We start from the raw sequence: 20,121 nt of genomic DNA, 5'->3' as shown, positions 1-20,121 counted from the left end.
TGATGCGTGCCATACCTCGCCAATAACCGGTCTACGTACTGTCTTGGGGTTGGCATGTGCACAGAGTGAAGCAATTGACGTATGGGGTACGGGGGCTGGTTCGGTGTCGGACCTGAAGAAGGAAGCCAAGTCGATGCACAAGGCGGCGTCGGGGCTGCGTGGGGTGGGGCATCACACGGCGACGCCGTTGAAGCAGTTCGAGGCGCAGTCGCACGACCTGGACGCGCTGGGCGCTCTTGGCTCGCTGCTGGGGGCGAAGGGCGAGATCGATAAGGGCATGACCACTCTGGTCAAGCTGACCAAGCAGCTGGACGAGGAGTGGGAGGCGGAGGCCAAGCTGATCGGCGAGGTCTCCGACGCCTTCGACCTGCTGGACGTGCTGATCGCGGCCGCGGCCCAGGCGGAGAAGGGCTGAGCGGCGCTCCGATGGTCGACCTCAATCCGCTGCACTACATCAACAAGTTCAACCACATGTTCGGCGACAGCGTCGCCAGTGGTCTGGAGTTCCTGGGCATCTCGGATCCGGCGGTGGATCCGGAAGGCGTACGCGAGATCGCGAAGAAGTGGCGGCACCTGGCCACCGGCCTGGACGACGCGGCGGAGGCGGCCGGCAAGTCGCTGGCGGACGTGGAGTGGGAGGGCAAGGCGGCCAAGGCGTTCAACAAGCGCTCCAAGGCGGCCCGTAAGCAGGCCACGGAGATGGCGCATGCGCTGCGCGAGGGCGCGAAGGCACTGGACGACTTCGCGGACAAGGCGCACGAGTTGCTGTCCGAGATCGGCGTCATGCTGGCGGAGATCGTCGAGTTCGAGATCGCCGGCCTGGCGCTGTCCGTCCTCACCGCCGGCGCTTCGGAGGTCGCCTCCACCCTCATCGCCGGGGAGCGGGCGCTGAAGGTTGTGGCGCTGATCGGCCGGATCGAGGAGGAGGGCACCGCGCTGGGGTCCGTGGTCCGTGGGGTCATGGAGGTCATCCGCGGGGTGGAGCGGGCGCTGAAGGCGCTGAAGGAGATCCGCGGGGTCGCGGCCGTGGCCAGGATGGCCAAGGGGGGTGCGGAGTTCTCCGCGTTCACCACGCTGTTGGAGGATCCGGGGGCGTTCAGGGACCCGGAGAAGCTGGCCGGGATTCTGGCCGAGGGCGCGGTGATGGGCGTCGGCTTCGGGGTGCTGGGCAAGGCGCTCGGCAAGGGGCTCAAAGCGCTGGGTCCGGCGGCTCTGGCCAGGCTCAGCAAGTCGATGGGGATGGACTGCGCGGCGTTCGAGCGGCTCAAGCTCAACCCGGGCTTCAACAAGCTGCCCGCCTCGATCCGCAACATGGTCAAGAAGTTCGTGCGGGACCCGATCGACGTGGCTACCGGTGACATGGCGCTGCCGCGCACCGATGTGTCGTTGCCGGGTGTGCTGCCGCTGGTGCTGGAGCGCACGCACATCTCCTCCTACCGGTCGGGCGGTTGGTTCGGCCCGTCCTGGGCCTCCACCCTCGACCAGCGCGTCCAGGCGGACGACGAGGGCTTCGTGTATGCGGCGGCGGACGGCGCCCGCCTGTGCTTCCCGCCGCTGGACCCGGAGAGCGACGAACCGGTCCGGCCGCTGACACCCGGCTCCCGCCTGACTCTGTCCTGGGACGACGGAGTGGACGGTGCGATCCGCGTCACCGACCCGGACCGCGGCCTGGTCCATGTCTTCCACTCCCCGGTCCCGGCGGCCGGCGACGAGGCCGTCGACCTGCCGCTGCAACACATCCAGGACCGCAACGGCAACCGCATCACCGTCGTCTACGCCGAGGGCGACCTCCCGTCCGCGGTCGTGCACTCCGGCGGCTACCACCTCGCGATCGACCACGACCGCTCCCGCATCACCGGCCTGCGCCTGCTCGACCCCGCCCGCCCGGACCGCCCCGGCACCACCCTGGTCACCTTCGGCTACGACGAGCACGGCCACCTGACCGAGGAGACCAACTCCTCGGGCCTGCCCATGCGTTACACCTACGACGCCGACGGCCGCATCACCTCCTGGACCGACCGCAACGACACCACCTACTGGTACACCTACGACGAGCACGGCCGGGTCGTGGCCACCGGCGGCACCGGCAACGCCCTGGCCTCCACTCTCGCCTACGACGACACCACCCGCACCACCCGGGTGACCGACTCCCTCGGCCACACCCGCGCCTACGAACACAACGAGGCCCTCCGCCTCGTCCGCGAAACCGACCCACTCGGCAACGTCACAACCCAGGAGTGGGACGAGGACCTCCAACTCGTCGCCATCACTGATCCACTCGGCCACATCACGCGCTACGAGTACGACGACAACGGGCGCATGGTCTGCATCACGCGTCCTGACGGTCAGGAAGCCACAACCGAGTACAACCAGTTGGGACAGCCCAGCGCGGTGACGGTGCCAGGTGGTGCCGTCTGGCGGCAGGAGTACGACGAGCGAGGCAACCGCACCGTCGTGACAGACCCCGCAGGTGCAGTCACGCGCTTCGCACACGACAAGGCCGGGCGTCTGGTCTCCGTCACCGACACACTCGGACACAGCACGAACCTGCGCTGTAATACTGCCGGACTCCCCCTGGAGGTCACGGATTCCCTGGGCGCGGTCACACGCTACGAACGGGACAGGTTCGGGCGTCTGGTCTCCATCATCAACGCGGCGGGTGCAACAACCCGGCTGGAGTGGACAGTCGAAGGCCGACCGCTCCGTCGTACAACTCCCGACGGCGCTGTCGAGTCGTGGACGTACGACGGTGAAGGCAACTGCATCAGTCACACTGATCAGGTCGGGGCCGTCACCTCGTTCGAGTACACACACTTCGACCTTGTTGCGGCACGCACCGGTCCGGACGGGGTGCGCCACGAGTTCGTGCACGACACGGAACTACATCTCGTCCGGGTCATCAATCCGATGGGGCTAACCTGGAGTTACGAGTACGATTCCGCGGGTCGCCTCGTCTCCGAAACCGACTTCGACGGCCGAGTCCGCGCCTACACTCTCGATGCCGTCGGCCGCGTGAGCAGCCGTACGAACGCCCTTGGCGAGATGGTGCGATACGAGCGCAATACTGTCGGACAGATGATTCGCAAGGACGCCGGCGGGCAAGTCACCACCTTTGACTACGCGCCTTCCGGCAGGCTTGTCAGTGCTGTCGGCCCGGATGCCACGCTCTCGCTGGAGCTCGACGAGCGCGGACTGCGCAGGTCCGAGACCGTCAACGGCCGCACAGTCAGCTACGCATACGATGCCCTGGGGCGCAGGACGCACCGCGCCACGCCGGGAGGAGCGACCAGCGCGTGGAGTTACGACGCGGCGGGCCGCCCTGTCGAACTGACCGCTTCAGGGCGCTCGATCGGCTTCGACCATGACGAAGCGGGCCGGGAAACCGTCTGTCGCTTCGGGGAGACGGTCACTCTGACCCACATCTTCGACGAGCTGGGCCGCCTCACCACGCAGAAGGTGCTCACAGACGCGGGTGTGGTTCAGCGCCGTGCCTTTTCCTACCGCCCGGACGGTTCACTGATCGGGCTCGATGACCAGTTGAACGGAACGCGGCGGTTCGACCTCGATGCCGTCGGACGCGTCACCGCTGTGCACGCAGAGGAATGGACCGAGTCCTACGCCTACGACGACGCGGGCAATCTGACCATGGCGAGCTGGCCCGACCGTCACCCCGGTCACGAGGCCGCGGGGCCACGTACCTACGCCGGCACCCGCATCACCCGTGCCGGAGGTGTCCGCTACGAGCACGACGCGTCGGGACGTATCGTGCGGCGCCAGAAGACCCGGCTGTCCCGCAAGCCGGATACCTGGCACTACACCTGGGACGCCGAGGACCGTCTGACCTCCGTCATCACTCCCGATGGCACGTGCTGGCGCTACCGGTACGACCCGCTGGGGCGCCGCATCGCCAAGCAGAGCCTCGCCGCCGACGGTGAGAGTGTTCTTGAGGAAACCCTGTTCACCTGGGACGGACACATCCTGTGTGAGCAGTCCACCACGACCGAGAACCAGCCGCACCGTCTCTTCGTCACCTGGGACCACGAGGGCCGACGCCCGTTGGCCCAGACGGAACGGATCATCACCGCAGACTCCCCTCAAAGAGATGTCGACGAGCGTTTCTTCGCCATCGTCACCGACCTCGTCGGCACGCCCACCGAGCTCGTCGGCGAAGCGGGTGACATAGCCTGGCGCACCCGTGCGACTCTCTGGGGCACAACGACCTGGAACAGTGATGCGACGGCCTATACACCGCTCCGATTCCCAGGCCAGTACTACGACCCTGAAACGGGCCTCCACTACAACTACTTCCGCACGTACGACCCGGAGACAGCCCGTTACCTCACACCCGACCCACTCGGTCTGAGCCCCGCCCCCAACCCGGTCTCCTACGTGCACAACCCGCACACGTGGATTGACCCCCTGGGCCTGGCCCCCGGATGCGGCGAACCCGTCGGGCGCACTCTTGACGAGGCGAAGGCAAAGGCCTTGAGAGAGGCCGGTATCCCGGAGGGCGCCGAGCCTCTCGAGGTCAACAACCATGTTCCTGCCACGACGCCTGAATGGCAGGGCTCAAAACAGTTGATGGGTGAGGATCACCAGCCCATCTACTACACGGAAGAGGTCTACGAGCATCCCAACGGAGAGGACCTCATAGTTTTCCAGGATCACTGGTTCGGACACCAGAAGCCGGGGCAACCCGGCTACCAGGGACCGCACGTTCATGTGAGACCGTTCGAGGACACCCGCAATGGCCAGGTCCCCGGCTGTGAGGAGCACTACTACTATGACCGTTGATCGTTTTCTGGTGAATCCAGAAGTGCTCCGATCGCTCTACGAACATAGCCCGAGCCTGAATGACATCCGGATTCGCTCGATCAACCTGAACTGGCGCGGACCAACGGTGACGTTGCGAGTCGACTTGCCGTCGTTTCCCGATTTCGCACCGCAGGAGTGGATCGACGCGGGGATGGACGCGGTGCAGTGTCACTTCCAGTTCCTGGCCGCGGAGAACCTCTCCCTTTCCGAATGGGATCCGCCGGTCGTCGGCACCATTGACATGGTGTCGTGGGGCGAGCAACGGCGTATGCGGGTGACTGCCCATGGCAGCGGGGTCGCCCTTCGATTCGACTGCAGTGAATCCGTGCGAATCGGTCACGTGAGCGCGTTCAAAATCCAGCAGGGCGGATCGGACGACGGTGACCATCTGTTCTCGAGCAAGATCGATGCTCGGCGTCATGCATCCCTCCCGGCAACCGATGAGAAGACGTTCTATGAGCGATGAATGGAAGCAACTACTCGCTTCACCGGAGTATCTGGGGAGACTCTACGACGGTACTCCGCCTTCCCCGGACATGTGCGATCTGTTCTACTTTCACATCGACGAACGGGAAAACTCCGTAACTCTGGGTTTCGTCACCAGGAGCTTCCCCTTGAACCCGCCTGAAGAATGGGATGGGAAGGGGTTCAATGCCTTCGAGTTCTACCTCGTTTTTACTGGGGTGGACGGTCTTCGGGTCATGGGATGGGGGCCTGCCGAAGCCAAGCAGGTCGATCTCACCGTCCGGGACGGAGGATTCATCGATGTGACCCTGGGGGCTGAGGGTCCCGGGGCGACCTTCCGGGCGAGTTCGTCCCGCCTCGCCAAAGTGCGTGCCTATCTCGCCTCGGACAGCCCCTGACGGGATGCGGCGTGCTCTAGACCCTCCCTTTGCACCCCGTTGGTTGCAGCCGCGAAAACCCTCGACGGACAGTAACCGTGGCCGTCCTGTGCCCTGCGGGACTGAAGTGGCGGTCGGACGAGCAGCGCGTACACGGGGGTCGGAGTGGCGGATCACGTCAAGGTGTCCACGTCGGAGCTGAAGGAGATCAGCCGGTCGGTGGGCAAGCTCAAGTCGCACTTCGAGCATGCCAAGGACCTCGTCGACTCCTACGACGCCGAGATCGGGTCCGGCGATGTCGCCTCCGCGCTCGACGACTTCGCGGACGACTGGAAGAAGAAGCGCAAGGAACTCTGTGACGGGCTGGAGTTCCTCGGGAAGACCGCCGGCGCCGCGGCGAAGGCGTATGACGGGCTCGACCAGCATCTTGCCGACGCGCTGCTGAAGGCCCAGTCGGGGGACGGTGGCAAGGGCAAGTGAGCGACGACTTCTCCGGTGTCGACTGGCAGACGGCGCGGTACGACGACAGGGACTTCACGCCGGGCGATCCCTACGAGGTGGCCCGGCTCGGCAAGCGCATCGCCGACACCGCCAAGCTGATCGAGGAGCAGGCGGGCAAACTGCAGAACCTGGTCGACGGGAACGGGTGGGACTCCGACGCGGGGCGGGCCTTCCAGGACAAGACCCATGACACGGTCGGGCTGCTCACCAAGACGCACCAGCGGTACGCGACCGCCGCCACCGCCCTCGGCTCCTCCGTTCCGTACGGGCCCGTGTCCGATCAGGCTCGGGAGAACTGGGCCACCGCCCTCAACCACGCGCAGAGCCTGGTGCGTACGGCGCTGAAGAAGGCCAAGGACGCGGACGGGGACGGCAGTCGGGCTCAGAAGCAGATCGATCAGCATCCCGGGCCCGACGAGCACCCCGACAAGCAGAAGCTGAAGCGTCAGAAGGACGCTGCGGACGGGGAGTTGGAGGCCGCGAAGAGGGATCTGCGGCGTGCGCTGGAGTATCGGGACACTCAGGCCGGGTACGCCGCCAAGGCCATTCGGGACGCCATCGACCATGACGGGCTCAAGGATCCCAAGCATCACTGGTGGGACAACTGGAAGGACTGGGTCGCGGAGGTCGGGCACTGGGCGGGGGTTGCCGCGGCCGCTCTCGGCGTGCTGGCGCTCGTCTTCAGCTGGGTGCCGATCCTCGGCGAGGTGCTCGGCGCACTGGCGCTCATCGCCTCGGTCGTCGCTCTGGTCTGCGACACCGTCTCGGCACTCGACGGCAAGGGCACCTGGCTGGACGTCGCCATCGACGTCGTCGGCGTCCTGTCCTTCGGCGCCGGGCGGATCCTGGGGACGACGGCCAAGGAGGCTGCCACGGCGGCCCGCGCCTCCTCCGCCGTAAAGGACTTCCAGTTGGCCCGAGAGATCGGGCTGAATCCGACGGCGGCCCGCGACCTCGCCGAGACGCTCAACGGGGTCAAGCCCGGGGAGATCGGCAAGGCGCTGTCCGAAGGACCCGCCAAACTCCTGCCGCGGATGCGCTCGGTGGTCAAGGAGACGTTGAACGTCAAGGGATACGTGAACGACATTCGCGACGCCCGGGAAGTGCACGCGGCGGCCAGGGCCTTCGCACAGGAGGCCCCGAAGATGTCGGAGATCGCCAACTCCTCGTTCAAGACCATGGCGGGTCAGGCGAAGGCCCTTTACTACGGCAGTCAGGCGCTGCCTCTCCTGGCCGGCTGGGGAAACCTGGCGCACACGCATTCCGGCGAGCCGGGGATCACCGGCCCCAACCTCCTGCAGGGAGCGAAGGAGCTTCCGGTGATCGGCGCCGGCGGAACACCGTTCTACAACTGGCACTGGAGCACCAGTGGCTGACACCGGTCGGCCGCCCGGGATCCCAAGGCCGAGGAAGCAAGGATCACGTGGCTGGCGAGGATGAGCGGTCCGTCGACGAGCTGTTCGCGGAACTGCCGGAGAAATGGCAGCGGGCACTGGAAGAGGTCGGCATGGGGCTGCCGGAACTGCGGCGTATCGGTGCCGGGCCGGACGGCATGCAGCGGGTGCGCCGCATCCTCTCCGAGTTCTCCACCAGTCCTCGGCCCGTACGGATGAGCGACGGCAGGGGATCGGCGGTGTGGCCATGGGGCCGGCTGCTCCTGGTGGCCGCCGCCTCGGTCGTCGTCTGCCTGCTCCTCGGCCTGTTCATCGGCAAAGCGGCGGGGTTCGTGGGCCTGGGACTCGGGCTGTTGGTGATCTGGCTGGCCTTCAAGACCCCGGACGGCCGTGGAGTTTCCGCCGTGCGGTTCCTCACGGTGGCGGCCTACTTCGTCACGGTCCTGATCGGGACGTCCTTCGCCAACGCCTGGTATCTGCAACTACGCGGCGAGGAACAGACGGTCACCCTCGTCTCGCCGACCCACCAGTGGACCCACGGCACCCGCGAGACGTACTGCAGGGTCCGGCTGCACGACGGTTCCGTCCACGAGGTCATCGACAACAAGGACAACTGCGCCGACCGAGTGGGGCAGACGACCACGGCCGTCGTCGACCCGTCGGGCCACTACGACCCCTCCCTCGGTACGAAGTCCGACATCGGCGGCATCGTCGAGGGGTACGTCTGCCTGGGTGCCGCGGCGGTTCTCGTGCTGACGCCGGTGACCGCCGTCGTCATGGGCCGACGAGACCGGAACCGCGCGCTCAGGACGGTGGCGTGACCGAGGCGAACACAGCGGACGAGCTGTTCGCACAGCTGCCGAGCAGCACTCGACGCACACTTGAGCAGAGCGGACTGGGCCTGTCGGAGCTGCGCCGGATCGCCGCCGAGGCCGGCGGTGAGCGGCGTGTGCGGCACATCATCTCCGAGTTCTCCCCTTCCGTCGACAGGTGGGACCTGGCGGGCGACGGCCCCGTATGGCGGTGGATACGGCTGCTTCTCGTCGCGGTGGCGGGCGTGGCCGTCTGCCTGTCGTCCACGTATTTGATCGGTCCGTACGCGCTGCTCGTGGGCGTGGCCTGCGCACCGGTCGTGGGGTGGGCCGGGTACCGGGCGTGTTCGTCACGTGCGGGGACCGTCGCGTACTGCTTCGTCGGAGTCTCCTACGTCGTCCTGATCTGGGTCGGTTGCGGGCAGGCCGACCAGTGGTACCTGCACCTGCGCGGGCAGGAGGCCATGGTCACGTACGCGAAGCCCGAGCGTTCGGAGTCGCACGGGGTCTCCAGCCCGTACTGCCGCGTCCGGCTGCCCGACGGCTCGGTCCGTCAGGTGATCGGCAACGACAAGTGGTGCACGGACGGAACCATGGTGGGCACGAGGACCCGGGCGGTGATCGATCCGGCGGGCCACTACCGGCCGTTCCTCGGAGGCAGGTCGGAACTCGGCTTCGGCTTCTGGGACCAACTCTGCCTGGGCGCCGCCGCGGTCCTCGTCCTCGTCCCGGTGACCGCTGCGGTCCTGAACGGGGCGAACGAGTCGCGTAGCAGCAGACGCGGCCGAGCGATCGGTACAGCGGCATGACCGACGGGCCGAACAAGACGAGCGAGCCGAACAAGACGAGCGACACGAACGTGACAAGCGAAACGAGTCCGACCATGGCCACGGCGACCGACGCCACCGACCCCGACTCCACCCCCGTACCACCCCCCTCCGACTACCGCCTGGCCGTCCCGGAGGGCTGGGAGCGGATCGTCCTCGACCCGGACCGCTGGCCCCACCGCATCGACAAGCTGGTCAACCGCGGTCTGCGCCGTACGAGGGCGACCCCGCAGCTCAAGGCCGCGCTCGCGGAGCGGATGCGGGAGCAGGCGCAGGCCGCGCATGCGAACGGCGGCGTGGAGATGTACGTCGTCAATCAACTCGTCGGCCAGGTACCGGTGTCCGCCGGTCTCGTCGTCACTCTTCTGCGGCCCCCGACCGGCACCGCCCCCGGCGACCTCGCCGACATCGCGATGTCCCTCGCCGCCCGCGCCACCCCCGACGACGAGGTCACCACGACCGACCTCCCCGCCGGCCCCGCCGTACGCCACCTCTACCGTCGCCGCCCCGCGCCCGACGACCCCGACGGCAACAGGCTCACCGTCACGCACCTGGACGTGTATCTCGCCGTCCCGAACGCCGAGCAGCGCCTGCTGCTGTCCTTCTCCACGCCCATGGAGCCGTTGGCCGAAGCCCTGGTCGGTCTCTTCGACTCCATCGCCCACACCCTGCAATGGATGGCCTGATGCCCGCCTTCTCCTCGTCGACCGTGCGCATGAAGGCACCCGAGGACGCCGTCGCCCTGCCGGTGCGCGAGCCGGTCGACCTCGGCTTCTGGGCCATGGACGCGGCTCGGCAGCGCGTGGGCGAAGGCGGGGACGAGCGGTTGATCGAGGCCCTGGCCGAGGAGCTCCGCGAGGCCGCCGTCGATGCGCGTACCCGGGGCCCGGTCACCGCCTTCTCGTACGTGCCCGAGCTGCGCCTCGGCGAACTGGCGCGCGTCGAGCTGTCCGCCCTGGTCGCGGACGACACGTACCCGACGATGACCGTCGACCTCCTTCACCGGTACCTCACCACCCCCACGCCGATCTCCTTCCGCCCGCCCGAGGCCGAGCCCCGCGAGCTTCCCCTCGGCCCGGCGGTCCGCGTCCGGCACGCGTACGTCCAGGACGCGGACCGGGACGGGACCGGCACGATCCTGGAGACCTGCGCGTACGGGATCGTGCCGGACGGGAAGTGGGGGCTGGTGCTGCTGACTTCTTGGCGGGAGCAGGCTTACACCGACAGGCTGTGCGCGCTGACGGACCGCCTTGCGCAGGCTGTTGCCGTCAACTGAGGGAACCCGCGAGCCGCTGTCGCGCGCTGTCCCTCGCTGAAGCCTTCACGTGTCGCCCTTCGGGCTGAACGGGCGAGGCCTCCGGTGACCGCTGACGGTGCCCCACACGACCGTCACGACCGCGGCAGTGGACCCGACGGCCAGGAGAGACGCGTTGACGATCGCCCAGGTGGAGTCGACCGGATGCGGGTCCGTCAGGGAGATGTAGCCCTTTCCCAGCAGGTAGAAGCAGCCGAAGGCCCCGATCAGGTTGCTCCACACCGTCGCGACCAGAAAAGAGTCCCTCGCGCGCAGCCACACGAGCAGCACGGCCATGATCAGCGCCAGGGCCACGGGCGGGCCGCCGCCGAACCGGGGTTCGTACGATGCGAGTTTCGTGCCGAGCCATGCGCTGGCCGGTATGCCGACGACGTTGAACGCCAGTGCCACGGCTCCTCGCCAGGCGGCGCCCAAGGGAGTCCGCTCGGGCCATGCGAGTTCTTCGGGAGCATCGGGGACGTCAGAGGTGGTGGGGAGGTCCGGCTTGGTCATGGTGCAGGCTCAACCTTGGAGTGGGCGAAATGTGTGCCGGTCGTGCCGGTCGTGCTGAAGTGCCGTGGTCGTAAAGGTGAATGCTGTGGAGGGGAAAGCAGTACGGGTGAAGTGCCGTACAGATGCGGGCCTCGCGGCGAGCAAAGATCATGGCACGGTGGCTCAAAGGGTTCGTGAGTGAATCGTGCAGGCCTCATGACCGCCCCGTGAGGAACGCCCCGGTTCGGGCAACATGTCGGTGCGGCAACGGATTCGCGCCCGCACAGGCGGCCGTACAGGTGGCGGCCTTACCGCGCCCGGCCCCAACTGGGAAACGTGCACTTCAAGTTGCAGCTGAATAACAGTGGGCGTGCCGCGGTCCATGGGTCAGGACGCGCCTTGAGGGGCTTATGTGCGGCTGATACGGTGCCATGGCTTGACACTCGCCCCTGCCGTGGCTAATCGCCCAGGTCGGGCGGTACGTCCGGCGCGTCCCGGACGTCGGTGTCCGGGCTGGCTCGGGGTGAAGTGTCCGGATTTGCAGGGTATTTGACAGACGTGTCAGACACATTCTTGGCTGTACGGGGAGCGGTTGCGTGAAGATCCAAGAGCGTACGGGGGCGGGCGCAGGACGTTCTGCCGCTCCGGCTCAGCCGTCGGTCGGTGACCGCCTTCCCACCCCGCCTCGCGAGCGCAAACCCGCGCTGGCCGCGCTGGCGGTGCTGCTGATCCTGGTCGGTGCGCTCGGCGCGACGATGCTCGTGCTGCGGGCCGGCGACCGGATCGAGGTCGTCAAGGTGACGCAGGAGATCCCCGCGGGCGGCTCCGTCACCGACAGCAACGTGACCTCCGTCATGGTCGCCAAGGACAGCGGCATCCACTACGTCGAGTGGTCCCAGCTGGCCGGCCTGAAGAAGCTGAAGGCCGTCAACACCATCCCGGCCGGAGCCGTCGCCGTCGGCGAGATGTTCGGCGACCAGAGCGGTGTCGGTGAGGGCAAGGCCCTCGTCGGTCTCTCCCTCAAGGCGGGTCAGTACCCGAGCGGGATCGAGGCCGGGGACGTCGTCGCCGCCTACCGCGTCCTCAATGACACCGGCTCCAGCAACTCCAACAGCAGCTCTTCCTCGTCCTCCTCGTCCGGCAGCAGCAACTCGCTGATCGTCGAGCGGGCCACCGTCGCCTCCGTCCCGAAGGAGGGCGGCGACGACCTGGTCAGCAGCACCAACAAGGCGATCACGGTGACCGTCGACAGCGACAGGGCCGCCGCCCTCGCCCAGGCCGCCTCCAACGGCCAGGTCGCTCTCGTGCTCGTCTCCAGCAAGTAGAAGGCGACGGAAGCAGACCATGGCTCTCATCGCCCTCGCTGCCGACAAGGGTTCCCCCGGCGTCACCACCGCGGCCGTCGCCCTCGCGGCGGTCTGGCCGCGTCGCGTCCTGCTCGCCGAGACCGACCCGGCCGGCGGCGACCTGGTCTACCGCAGTGCCGCCGCGCACGGCGGACCGCTCAACCCCAACACCGGCATGCTGTCCATCGCGGCCACCGCCCGCCGCGGGCTGGTTCCCGACCAACTCTGGGACCACGTCCAGCCGTTGAGCGGCGGCCTCGAGGTCCTCGTCGGTCTCGGCAACGCCGAGCAGGCCGCCGGTCTGGCCGGCCTCTGGCCGACCCTGGGCCACGCCTTCTCCTCGCTCGCCGACTCCCCGAACGCGCCCGCCGACGTCATCGCCGACTGCGGCCGCATCGCCGGCGAGACGCCCGCCGTCGACCTGTTCCCGCACGCCGCCCTCGTGCTGCTGATCAGCCGCACCGAGCCGGAGGCCATCGCCCGCGTCCGTGACCGCGCCGCCGCCCTCTCCAACCGGCTGCACGGCGGCCCGCGCGGCGCCGCGAGCCTCGCCACCCCGCTGGTCGGCGTGATCCTCATCGCCGACACCAACAGCGCCGGCAAGATCGCGGGCCAGGTCAACGACATGCTCGTACACGCGCAGACCGGCGCCCGGGTCGTCGGCACCATCGCGGACGACCCCGCCGGAGCCGACCAGTTGGCCGGCCGCAAGCGCGGTCGCCTCGACAAGTCCCTGCTCATCCGCTCGGCCCGCAAGGTCACCGCGGACATCTACCAGCAGTACGGCGCCGCCTGGTCCGTCTCGGCGCAGGCCCACCACGGCCATGTCAGCGGCCATGCGGGGGCCGGGGCATGACCGCTGTCGACCACCAGTTGGTCAAGCGGTTCCGCCAGGACGCCGGCGACCGCATCGCCGAGCAGCGCCGCCTCGACCAGGCGAACAACGTCACGCCGATGTCCACCGAGGACGAGCGGCAGTACGCCCGCGCGGTCATAGCCCAGATCCTGGAGGACTACGCCCGCACCGAGATCAACGCGGGCCGTACGCCTCTCGACGCCGAGACCGAGGAGCAGTACGCGGCCGCCGTGCACGCCGCACTCTTCGGCGTCGGCCGGCTGCAGCCGCTGCTCGACAACCCCGAGGTCGAGAACATCGACATCAACGGCTCCGACCAGGTGTTCGTCGGGTACGCCGACGGCCGTGAGGTGGTCGGCGATCCCGTCGCCGAGACCGACGAGGAGCTCATCGAGCTGATCCAGGTGCTCGGCGCCTACTCGGGTCTCTCCTCCCGGCCCTTCGACTCCGCGAACCCGCAGCTCGACCTCCGGCTTCCGGACGGCTCGCGTCTGTCGGCCGTCATGGACGTGACGCGGCGTCCGGCCCTCTCCATCCGTCGCGCCCGCATGGGCAAGGTCTTCATCTCCGACCTGGTCGGCAACGGGACCATCGCCCCCGAGGTCGCGCACTTCCTCGCCTGCGCCGTACGCGCCCGTAAGAACATCATGATCGCGGGCGCCACGAACGCCGGTAAGACGACGCTGCTGAGGGCCCTCGCCAACGAGATCCCGCCGCACGAGCGCCTGATCACCGTCGAGCGGGCGCTCGAGCTCGGGCTCGACACTTTTCCCGAACTCCACCCGAACGTCGTGGCGTTCGAGGAGCGGCTGCCCAACTCCGAGGGACAGGGCGCCATTTCGATGGCCGAGCTGGTCCGCCGGTCGCTGCGTATGAACCCCTCCCGGGTCATCGTCGGTGAGGTCCTCGGCGACGAGATCGTGACCATGCTGAACGCGATGTCGCAGGGCAACGACGGCTCGCTGTCCACGATCCACGCGAACAGCTCCAGCGAGGTGTTCAACCGTATTTCCACCTACGCCCTGCAGGCGTCCGAGCGGCTGCCCATCGAGGCCAGCCAGATGCTGATCGCGGGCGCGGTGAACTTCGTCGTCTTCATCCAGCGGCGCAACAACTACCAGTCGGGCGGCCGCCTCCAGCGCATGGTCACCTCGGTCCGCGAGGTCAACGGCGTCGACGGCCGGGTGCTGTCCAGCGAGGTGTTCGCCGAGGCGCCGGACGGGCGGGTCGTGGCGCATGCGCCCATCGCGTGCGTGGAGGAACTGATCGCGTACGGCTACCGGCCCACCGGCACGTGGGGGTGACATGACTTACGAGGCTCTCGGCTCGCTCGGTTCCATGGGCGGGCTGTTCTCCACGACCGTCCTGTACTCGATCGGCTGCGGTGTCGCCGTCGGCGGCGGGCTCGCGCTGTTCATGGTCGCCGTACGCGGTCTGCCCGTGAAGCCCGACCACGAGAAGCAGAAGGCCGCCGAGCGGGCGAGCGAGCTGATCCGGTTCGCCGGACAGCGCGGCTCGCTCGCGGCCATCGTCGGCCTGGTCGTACTGCTGCTGACGCGCTGGGCGGTGGCCGGCATCGCGGCCGGCGTCCTCGTCTTCTTCTGGGACCGTCTCTTCGGCGGCGCCTCGGAGGAGAAGGCCGGCATGCGCCGCGTCGAGGCCCTCGCCTCCTGGACGGAGTCGCTGCGCGACACCATCGCCGGCGCGGTCGGCCTGGAGCAGGCCATCCCGGCGTCCGCCCGTGCGGCCGCCCCGGTCCTGCGCCCCCACCTGGACGCCCTCGTCGACCGCCTCCGGGCCCGCACCCCGCTCCCGGAGGCGCTGCAGCAGCTCGCCGACGAGATCAACGACGCGTCGGCCGACATCATCGTCGCCGCCCTCATCCTCAACGCCCGGCTGCGCGGCCCGGGTCTGCGCCAGGTGCTCGGCGCCCTGGCCAAGTCGGCGCGCGAGGAAGTCGACATGCGCCAGCGGGTGATGGCCCAGCGCGCCTCCACCCGACGCTCGGTCCAGATCGTCGTGGCGGTCTCGATCGCCTTTGTCCTCGGCCTGTCCATCTTCAACCGCGACTTCGTGGCGCCGTACGGAACGGCCGTCGGCCAGCTCGTACTCGCCTGCGTCTGCGGCCTGTTCGCGCTCGGCTTCTGGTGGCTGCGCAAGCTGTCGACCATCGAGACGCCGGAGCGCTTCCTCGTGCGCGACGAATCGTCGGTCCAGTTCGTACGGCCGCGCACACCGGGCCAGCACGCGCAGCAGGAAGAGGGGGTACGTCGGTGAACCTGACGATGCCGATCGTCGTCGGCGCGGTCCTGGGTCTGGGCATCTACGCCCTCGTACGCGCCCTCATGCCGTCGAAGCGCAGCGCGGTCTCGCAGGTCGCGCGGATCGACGCGATGCGGGCGCGGGGAGCGGCGTACGGGTCCGCGCGGACCACGGCCGACAAGGGCCGGCTCGGCTCGCTCAGGGCCGAAGTCGGCGACCGCGTGGCCGAGTTCTACGTGCAGCAGGGCTGGGAGCAGCGCTCGCTGCGCGCCGACCTCGCGGTGCTGGACCGCAGCTGGGAGAAGTTCCTGGCGACCAAGGTGCTGCTGGGTGTGGCGGGCCTGTTCTTCGGCCCGTTCCTGTTCGCGGTGGTGTGGACGCTCGGCGTCGGCACCAGCCCGATCATCCCGGTCTGGCTCGCCCTCGCCTTCGCCCTCGTCTTCTTCTTCCTGCCCGATCTGGAGGTACGGCGGGATGCCGCCGAGAAGCGGCGCGACCTGCGGCGCGTGATCGGCGCGTACCTGGACCTGGTGTCGATGAGCCTGGCGGGCGGCCGAGGCCTGCCGGAGGCGCTGATGGCCGCGGCCGAGGTCTCCGACGGCTGGGCGACCCAGCGGATCCGCAACGTGCTGGCCGACGCCCGCATCACCGGCATCAGCCAGTGGCAGGCGCTGGGGCAGCTCGGCGAGGAGATCGGCGTCGAGGAGCTCAAGGACCTCTCCGCCTCCCTCGCCCTGGTGGCGGACGACGGCGCCAAGGTCCGCGAGTCCCTCGCCTCCCGCGCCGAGACCATGCGGCACCGCGAACTCGCCGAGATCGAGGGCAGCGCGGGCGAGAAGTCGCAGTCGATGCTCGTGGCCCAGCTGCTGCTGTGCGCGGGCTTCCTGGTGTTCCTGATCTTTCCGGCGGCGATGCGGGTGTTCCAGGTGCAATGACACACGGTGCAACGACGCACGCCCGTACGGCCCAAGACGACGAACGACTACCGGCGATCTGCTTCTGAGAGGACAACTCACCATGATGGGACGGAACTTCAACACCGGCATCCCGGCGATGGACTTCCTGGTCACCTTCCTGCAGGGCCGCGTGCAGCGCGCCCGCTCCGGCGAACTGGACCGCGGTGCCTCGGCGGTCGAGTGGGTCATCATCTCCGCGGTCGTCGTGGCGATCGTCGGCGTGGTGGCCGCGATCATCAACGCCGCGCTGAGCGACGGTGCCGAGAAGGTCTCGAACTGCATCAGCGGTGCCAAGGCGAGCGGAACCTGCTGACAACGGGCCGTACGCACAACGGGGTTGAGGGGAATGCCGGCCAACGTGGGCAGATGGATGCGCCGCAGGGTGAGGACCGCACGCGAGGCGGCGGCCACCCGCGGTGACTCCGGCATGACCGCGATCGAGTTCGTGCTGCTCACGCCGGTCCTGTTCTTCATGATCTTCGCGACCGTGCAGTTCGCGCTGTACTTCTTCGCCGACCACGTGGCCCAGGCGGCCGCCCAGGCCGGCGCACGCAAGGCCCGCGCGACGGCGCACGACCAGCCGGGCGCGTGGCGGGGCGAGGCACGGGACGTGGTCGACAGCTACATCAGCCAACTGGGCCCGCAACTGGTGCTGTCGCCGAACGTGGAGATGCTCCAGCCCGAGCAGAACACGGTCGGCGTGGAGATCACGGCCAAGGTGCCGGCGGTGTTCCCGGGGCTGAGCCTCACGGTCCATGCGCAGTCGGAGGGGCCGGTGGAGAGGTTCGTACGGGAGAACGGGAACTAGCCGATGCCCTTTTCCCGGATTTCGCGTATCGGGCAGTGCCTGGCGAATCGGCGCCGCGCCGCGGACGACCGCGGACTGTCCGCCATCGAGGTCGTCATCCTCGCGCCCGTCATGATCCTCTTCATCCTCGTCCTGGTGGCCTTCGGCCAGATGGTCGACGGGCGCGGGGCGATCGACGGGGCGGCCCGGGACGCGGCGCGCTCCGGCTCCCTCCAGTGGGACGAGGGCAACGCCATGGCCGAGGCCCGCAAGGCCGCCGAGGCCGACCTGACCGATGTCTGCAGCGGCCCGGTGACCGTGACCAAGACCAGTGCGGGCTTCCAGGACGCCGACCTCTTCACGGTCGAGGTGAGCTGCGAGGTGCGGGGCCTGGCGACGCTGGGCCTGAACATCAAGACGCACATGTCGGGTTCGTTCACCGCGCCCCTGGACCCGTACAAGAGGAAGGCGTGATGGGGGAGTTGCGCACCTGGTGGGAGTCCCGCAGGGCCCACCTCGACGACCGTGGGTCGGGCGCCGGCGCGGTCATCATCTTCGCGCTCGTGTTCCTGTCGCTGTCGGCCTTCGTGATCGACGGCGGCCTGTCCATCTCGAAACGGGAACGCGCCGCCGACATAGCGGAACAGGCGGCCCGTTACGCCGCCCAGGACATCAACCTCGACGACCTGTACGAGAACGAGGGCGGCAGCGCGCCGATCAACTACCAGAACTGCGACGCCCGGGTGAAGACCTTCGCCCGCCAGATGGACATGTCCGGCGCGGACATCGCGGCCACCCACTGCGTGGCCGCGGACGCCCAACAGGTCCAGGTCGAGGTGCAGTTGACGTACGACCCGGTCTTCACGGGGATGTTCTACGGCGGGGCTGTGGTCGTGCACGGGGAAGGTGTGGCGGAGAACGAGGTGGGCTGAGGCGCCACACGACCGGACGCCCTGGTGCGCCGCACCCCCGCCAGCGGGCGGCGGGGGTTGTCGGGCTCGTTGTGGGCCTAACGGTGAGGCCGGGCACCGCCGTCGGAGTGTCCGCCGCCGCAGTCGTCGCCGGGGTTCGTGGGGGTCGGTGACGGGTTCTGGGCGGGCGGCGTTGACGGGGACGGGTCGGTCTCGTCCGGTGCGGACGGAGTCGGTGCCGGGGTTTCGGGTTCCGACGTGGGAGGGGTCGACGGCGCGCTCGGCGTTTCGGGCTCGGGGTTGTCGTCGGCCGGGGGCGCAGGAGTCTCCGGGTTGTCGTCAGTCGGGGGCGTAGGCGTCGTCGGGGTGTTGTCGTCGGGAGCCGACGGGGCTTGCGGGTACTCCTCGGTGGGAGCCTGCGGGTCCGACGGCTTGTCCGGCTTCCCGGGTTTCTCCGGCTTCCCGGGCTTGTCTGGCTTCCCGGGTTGCTCCGGCTCGTCCGGCTTCCCGGGCTTCTCCGGTCCCTCTTCCGACCCTCCCGTCTCCGAGCCTCCCGTCGTGGGCGGAGTGGGGTCGGGCTCCTCAGGCGCGGGCTTGGTCGGTCCCTCGGGTGCGGTGTCGCCCGGCTGTTCCGGTGACGTCCCACCCGGCTGCTCGGGCGAGTGGTCGTCCGGCGCCGAGCCGTCCCCCGACTGGCCGTCGTCGGTCCGTCCTCCGGCAGCCGTCGTGTCGTCGCCACCGTTCCGCGGTTCCGATACGGCCGTACCGGCGCCGTCGGCGGCCGCGACATCCGCCCGGCCCCGCCCGCCGATACCACCGTCGGCGGCCGCACCCTCCGAAGTACGCACCCCCTCGGCCGACTTGACCCGCACGCTCTTCGACGGCGGCCCCACCGGCCCCTCGGCCACCGGCACCTGAGGCGCGGGTGCGTCGGCCACCGGCACGCGCTGTGGCGGCACCGTACCCGAGCCGCCCGACCCGAGTACCAGGACGAGCGCGGTGGCGCCGGCCACGACCGCACCGGCCGCGACCGCCACCGGCGCCTTCGAACCGCCGATCGTGGCATGCCGCACCCCGTGCAGCAGCCCGCTGCCATGCCCGGCAGCCCCGCCCGCCGCGCCCGCCGCGGTCGCCGCACCGGCGGACCCGGCGGCGAAGGTGAGCAGGTACTTGCCCAAACCGCCCACCGCGAACACGAGCAGCGCAGGACCGACGAACGCAGGCAGCCGGTCATTGGCGCTCATCAGCGCCGCGAGCCGAGCCCTGCAGTCGTCGCACGCGTCCACATGCCCGAGCAGCCGCTCCGACTGCCGCGCGCTCGCCGCACCCCGTACATACGCGGGCATACGCGCCCAGTGCACCTGGCAGGCAGGATCGTCCGGAGCGCCCGTCTGGACCCGTAGAAACGCCTGTCGCATTCCCTCCCGGGCGCGGTGCAGCAGCACCGCCGTGGCGCCCTCCTTGGTGCCGAGCTGGGGTCCGATCGCCGCGAGCGGCTGGCCCTCCGCCTCCGACAGCCACAGCGCCTTGACCCACCGCTCGGGCAGGTCCTTCAGCACCCGCACCACAAGGTCGACGGAGGACACATGGTCGGCCGGATCGTCCCCGTGCCCGCTCTGCATCGGAACGCGCTCGTCGCCCTGCGGATCCTGCGGAGTCTCGCGTACGGAGGTCCCGGCGGCGGTGGCGAGATGCCGCACCGTCGTCATCAGATACGCCGGCACGTTGTCGATCTCGTGCCCCGCGGCCAGCCGCCGCCACACCCTGAAGTGCGCCTCGGCGACGAGGTCTTCGGCGTTCCAGGCGTTCCGGGTCAGGGAGCGGGCGTACGCGACGAGACGCGGCTGCTGCTCCTCGTAGATCCGGGCGTACGCGGCCGTGGCGGCGGACGAGGCGGGGCCCGGTACGGCCGGTACGGACACAGCAGAGGAACCGTCGGACATGGCGGAACGCTCCAGTTGCCTGCAGTGGGGCGGGAAAGGTTTTGTCAGCCTAGATGGCAAAACTTTCAATCAAAGTTGCAGCC

The 20,121-nt window shown here is 69.0% G+C and carries 21 protein-coding genes; 19 read left to right on the top strand and 2 right to left on the bottom strand.

What is annotated here, in order from left to right; genetic code table 11:
* The first annotated feature begins 103 nt into the window (after nt 1–103).
* From ABZ880_RS22055 to ABZ880_RS22010, 10 genes are all read left to right on the top strand, one after another.
* Nucleotides 104–415, top strand: coding sequence for a hypothetical protein (locus tag ABZ880_RS22055; RefSeq protein ID WP_361265450.1), 312 nt, complete (start codon nt 104–106; stop codon nt 413–415).
* Between the two features lie 11 nt (nt 416–426).
* A complete protein-coding gene (locus ABZ880_RS22050) occupies nt 427–4,794 on the top strand; it encodes a DUF6531 domain-containing protein (protein ID WP_361265447.1) in 4,368 nt (1,455 codons plus the stop codon).
* Nucleotides 4,784–5,281: an Imm50 family immunity protein gene (locus ABZ880_RS22045; RefSeq protein ID WP_361265444.1), complete on the top strand. Its 498-nt coding sequence runs from the start codon at nt 4,784–4,786 to the stop codon at nt 5,279–5,281. Before ABZ880_RS22050 ends, ABZ880_RS22045 begins: the two co-directional genes overlap by 11 nt.
* Nucleotides 5,271–5,678 carry an Imm50 family immunity protein gene (locus ABZ880_RS22040; protein WP_361265441.1) on the top strand — a complete coding sequence of 136 codons (408 nt, stop codon included), beginning with the start codon at nt 5,271–5,273 and terminating at the stop codon, nt 5,676–5,678. Before ABZ880_RS22045 ends, ABZ880_RS22040 begins: the two co-directional genes overlap by 11 nt.
* A 144-nt stretch (nt 5,679–5,822) precedes the next feature.
* Nucleotides 5,823–6,137, top strand: a complete 315-nt coding sequence (locus tag ABZ880_RS22035) for a hypothetical protein (protein WP_361265438.1) — start codon at nt 5,823–5,825, stop codon at nt 6,135–6,137.
* Nucleotides 6,134–7,534 (top strand): hypothetical protein, encoded by a 1,401-nt coding sequence (locus tag ABZ880_RS22030; RefSeq protein WP_361265435.1) that lies wholly within the window; start codon nt 6,134–6,136, stop codon nt 7,532–7,534. Before ABZ880_RS22035 ends, ABZ880_RS22030 begins: the two co-directional genes overlap by 4 nt.
* Nucleotides 7,535–7,581: 47 nt before the next feature.
* On the top strand, nt 7,582–8,373 hold the full coding sequence (locus ABZ880_RS22025) for a hypothetical protein (RefSeq protein WP_361265432.1): 792 nt from the start codon (nt 7,582–7,584) through the stop codon (nt 8,371–8,373).
* The gene (locus ABZ880_RS22020) at nt 8,370–9,173 is read left to right on the top strand and encodes a hypothetical protein (protein ID WP_361265429.1); all 804 of its coding nucleotides are present in this window, start codon (nt 8,370–8,372) and stop codon (nt 9,171–9,173) included. The genes ABZ880_RS22025 and ABZ880_RS22020 overlap by 4 nt, the downstream gene beginning before the upstream one ends.
* Before the next feature lie 74 nt (nt 9,174–9,247).
* Nucleotides 9,248–9,877 (top strand): hypothetical protein, encoded by a 630-nt coding sequence (locus ABZ880_RS22015; protein WP_361265426.1) that lies wholly within the window; start codon nt 9,248–9,250, stop codon nt 9,875–9,877.
* Nucleotides 9,877–10,467: a hypothetical protein gene (locus tag ABZ880_RS22010; protein WP_361265423.1), complete on the top strand. Its 591-nt coding sequence runs from the start codon at nt 9,877–9,879 to the stop codon at nt 10,465–10,467. Before ABZ880_RS22015 ends, ABZ880_RS22010 begins: the two co-directional genes overlap by 1 nt.
* Before the next feature lie 45 nt (nt 10,468–10,512).
* Here the strand turns inward: ABZ880_RS22010 and ABZ880_RS22005 are convergent, their stop codons facing one another.
* The gene (locus tag ABZ880_RS22005; RefSeq protein ID WP_361265420.1) at nt 10,513–10,998 is read right to left on the bottom strand and encodes a hypothetical protein; all 486 of its coding nucleotides are present in this window, start codon (nt 10,996–10,998) and stop codon (nt 10,513–10,515) included.
* Nucleotides 10,999–11,573: 575 nt separating this feature from the next.
* Here ABZ880_RS22005 and ABZ880_RS22000 point away from each other — a divergent pair.
* The 9 genes from ABZ880_RS22000 (at nt 11,574) to ABZ880_RS21960 (ending at nt 18,116) form a co-directional block, all read left to right on the top strand.
* On the top strand, nt 11,574–12,302 hold the full coding sequence (locus tag ABZ880_RS22000) for a hypothetical protein (protein WP_361265417.1): 729 nt from the start codon (nt 11,574–11,576) through the stop codon (nt 12,300–12,302).
* A 19-nt stretch (nt 12,303–12,321) separates the two neighbouring features.
* Complete coding sequence (locus ABZ880_RS21995) at nt 12,322–13,179, top strand: hypothetical protein (RefSeq protein WP_361265414.1); 858 nt, start codon at nt 12,322–12,324, stop codon at nt 13,177–13,179.
* Nucleotides 13,176–14,483, top strand: coding sequence for an ATPase, T2SS/T4P/T4SS family (locus tag ABZ880_RS21990; protein ID WP_361265411.1), 1,308 nt, complete (start codon nt 13,176–13,178; stop codon nt 14,481–14,483). The genes ABZ880_RS21995 and ABZ880_RS21990 overlap by 4 nt, the downstream gene beginning before the upstream one ends.
* Nucleotide 14,484: 1 nt before the next feature.
* Complete coding sequence (locus tag ABZ880_RS21985; protein WP_361265408.1) at nt 14,485–15,456, top strand: type II secretion system F family protein; 972 nt, start codon at nt 14,485–14,487, stop codon at nt 15,454–15,456.
* Entirely contained in the window at nt 15,453–16,376 is a 924-nt protein-coding gene (locus ABZ880_RS21980) for a type II secretion system F family protein (protein ID WP_361265405.1), read from the top strand. Before ABZ880_RS21985 ends, ABZ880_RS21980 begins: the two co-directional genes overlap by 4 nt.
* Before the next feature lie 82 nt (nt 16,377–16,458).
* On the top strand, nt 16,459–16,710 hold the full coding sequence (locus ABZ880_RS21975) for a hypothetical protein (protein ID WP_361265402.1): 252 nt from the start codon (nt 16,459–16,461) through the stop codon (nt 16,708–16,710).
* A 57-nt stretch (nt 16,711–16,767) separates the two neighbouring features.
* Nucleotides 16,768–17,205, top strand: a complete 438-nt coding sequence (locus ABZ880_RS21970; protein WP_361265399.1) for a TadE family protein — start codon at nt 16,768–16,770, stop codon at nt 17,203–17,205.
* A gap of 3 nt (nt 17,206–17,208) precedes the next feature.
* Nucleotides 17,209–17,658, top strand: coding sequence for a TadE/TadG family type IV pilus assembly protein (locus ABZ880_RS21965; protein WP_361265396.1), 450 nt, complete (start codon nt 17,209–17,211; stop codon nt 17,656–17,658).
* Entirely contained in the window at nt 17,658–18,116 is a 459-nt protein-coding gene (locus tag ABZ880_RS21960; RefSeq protein ID WP_361265393.1) for a pilus assembly protein TadG-related protein, read from the top strand. The genes ABZ880_RS21965 and ABZ880_RS21960 overlap by 1 nt, the downstream gene beginning before the upstream one ends.
* A gap of 77 nt (nt 18,117–18,193) precedes the next feature.
* Here ABZ880_RS21960 and ABZ880_RS21955 read toward each other — a convergent pair whose 3' ends face one another.
* Nucleotides 18,194–20,038: a sigma-70 family RNA polymerase sigma factor gene (locus ABZ880_RS21955; RefSeq protein WP_361265391.1), complete on the bottom strand. Its 1,845-nt coding sequence runs from the start codon at nt 20,036–20,038 to the stop codon at nt 18,194–18,196.
* Nucleotides 20,039–20,121: the final 83 nt, after the last annotated feature.

Source organism: Streptomyces sp. NPDC047043 (genome assembly GCF_040644055.1).
In the GTDB taxonomy this organism is placed as follows: domain Bacteria; phylum Actinomycetota; class Actinomycetes; order Streptomycetales; family Streptomycetaceae; genus Streptomyces.
Note: the sequence above shows the minus strand (reverse complement) of the source record. Positions and strands in the feature narration are given on the sequence as shown.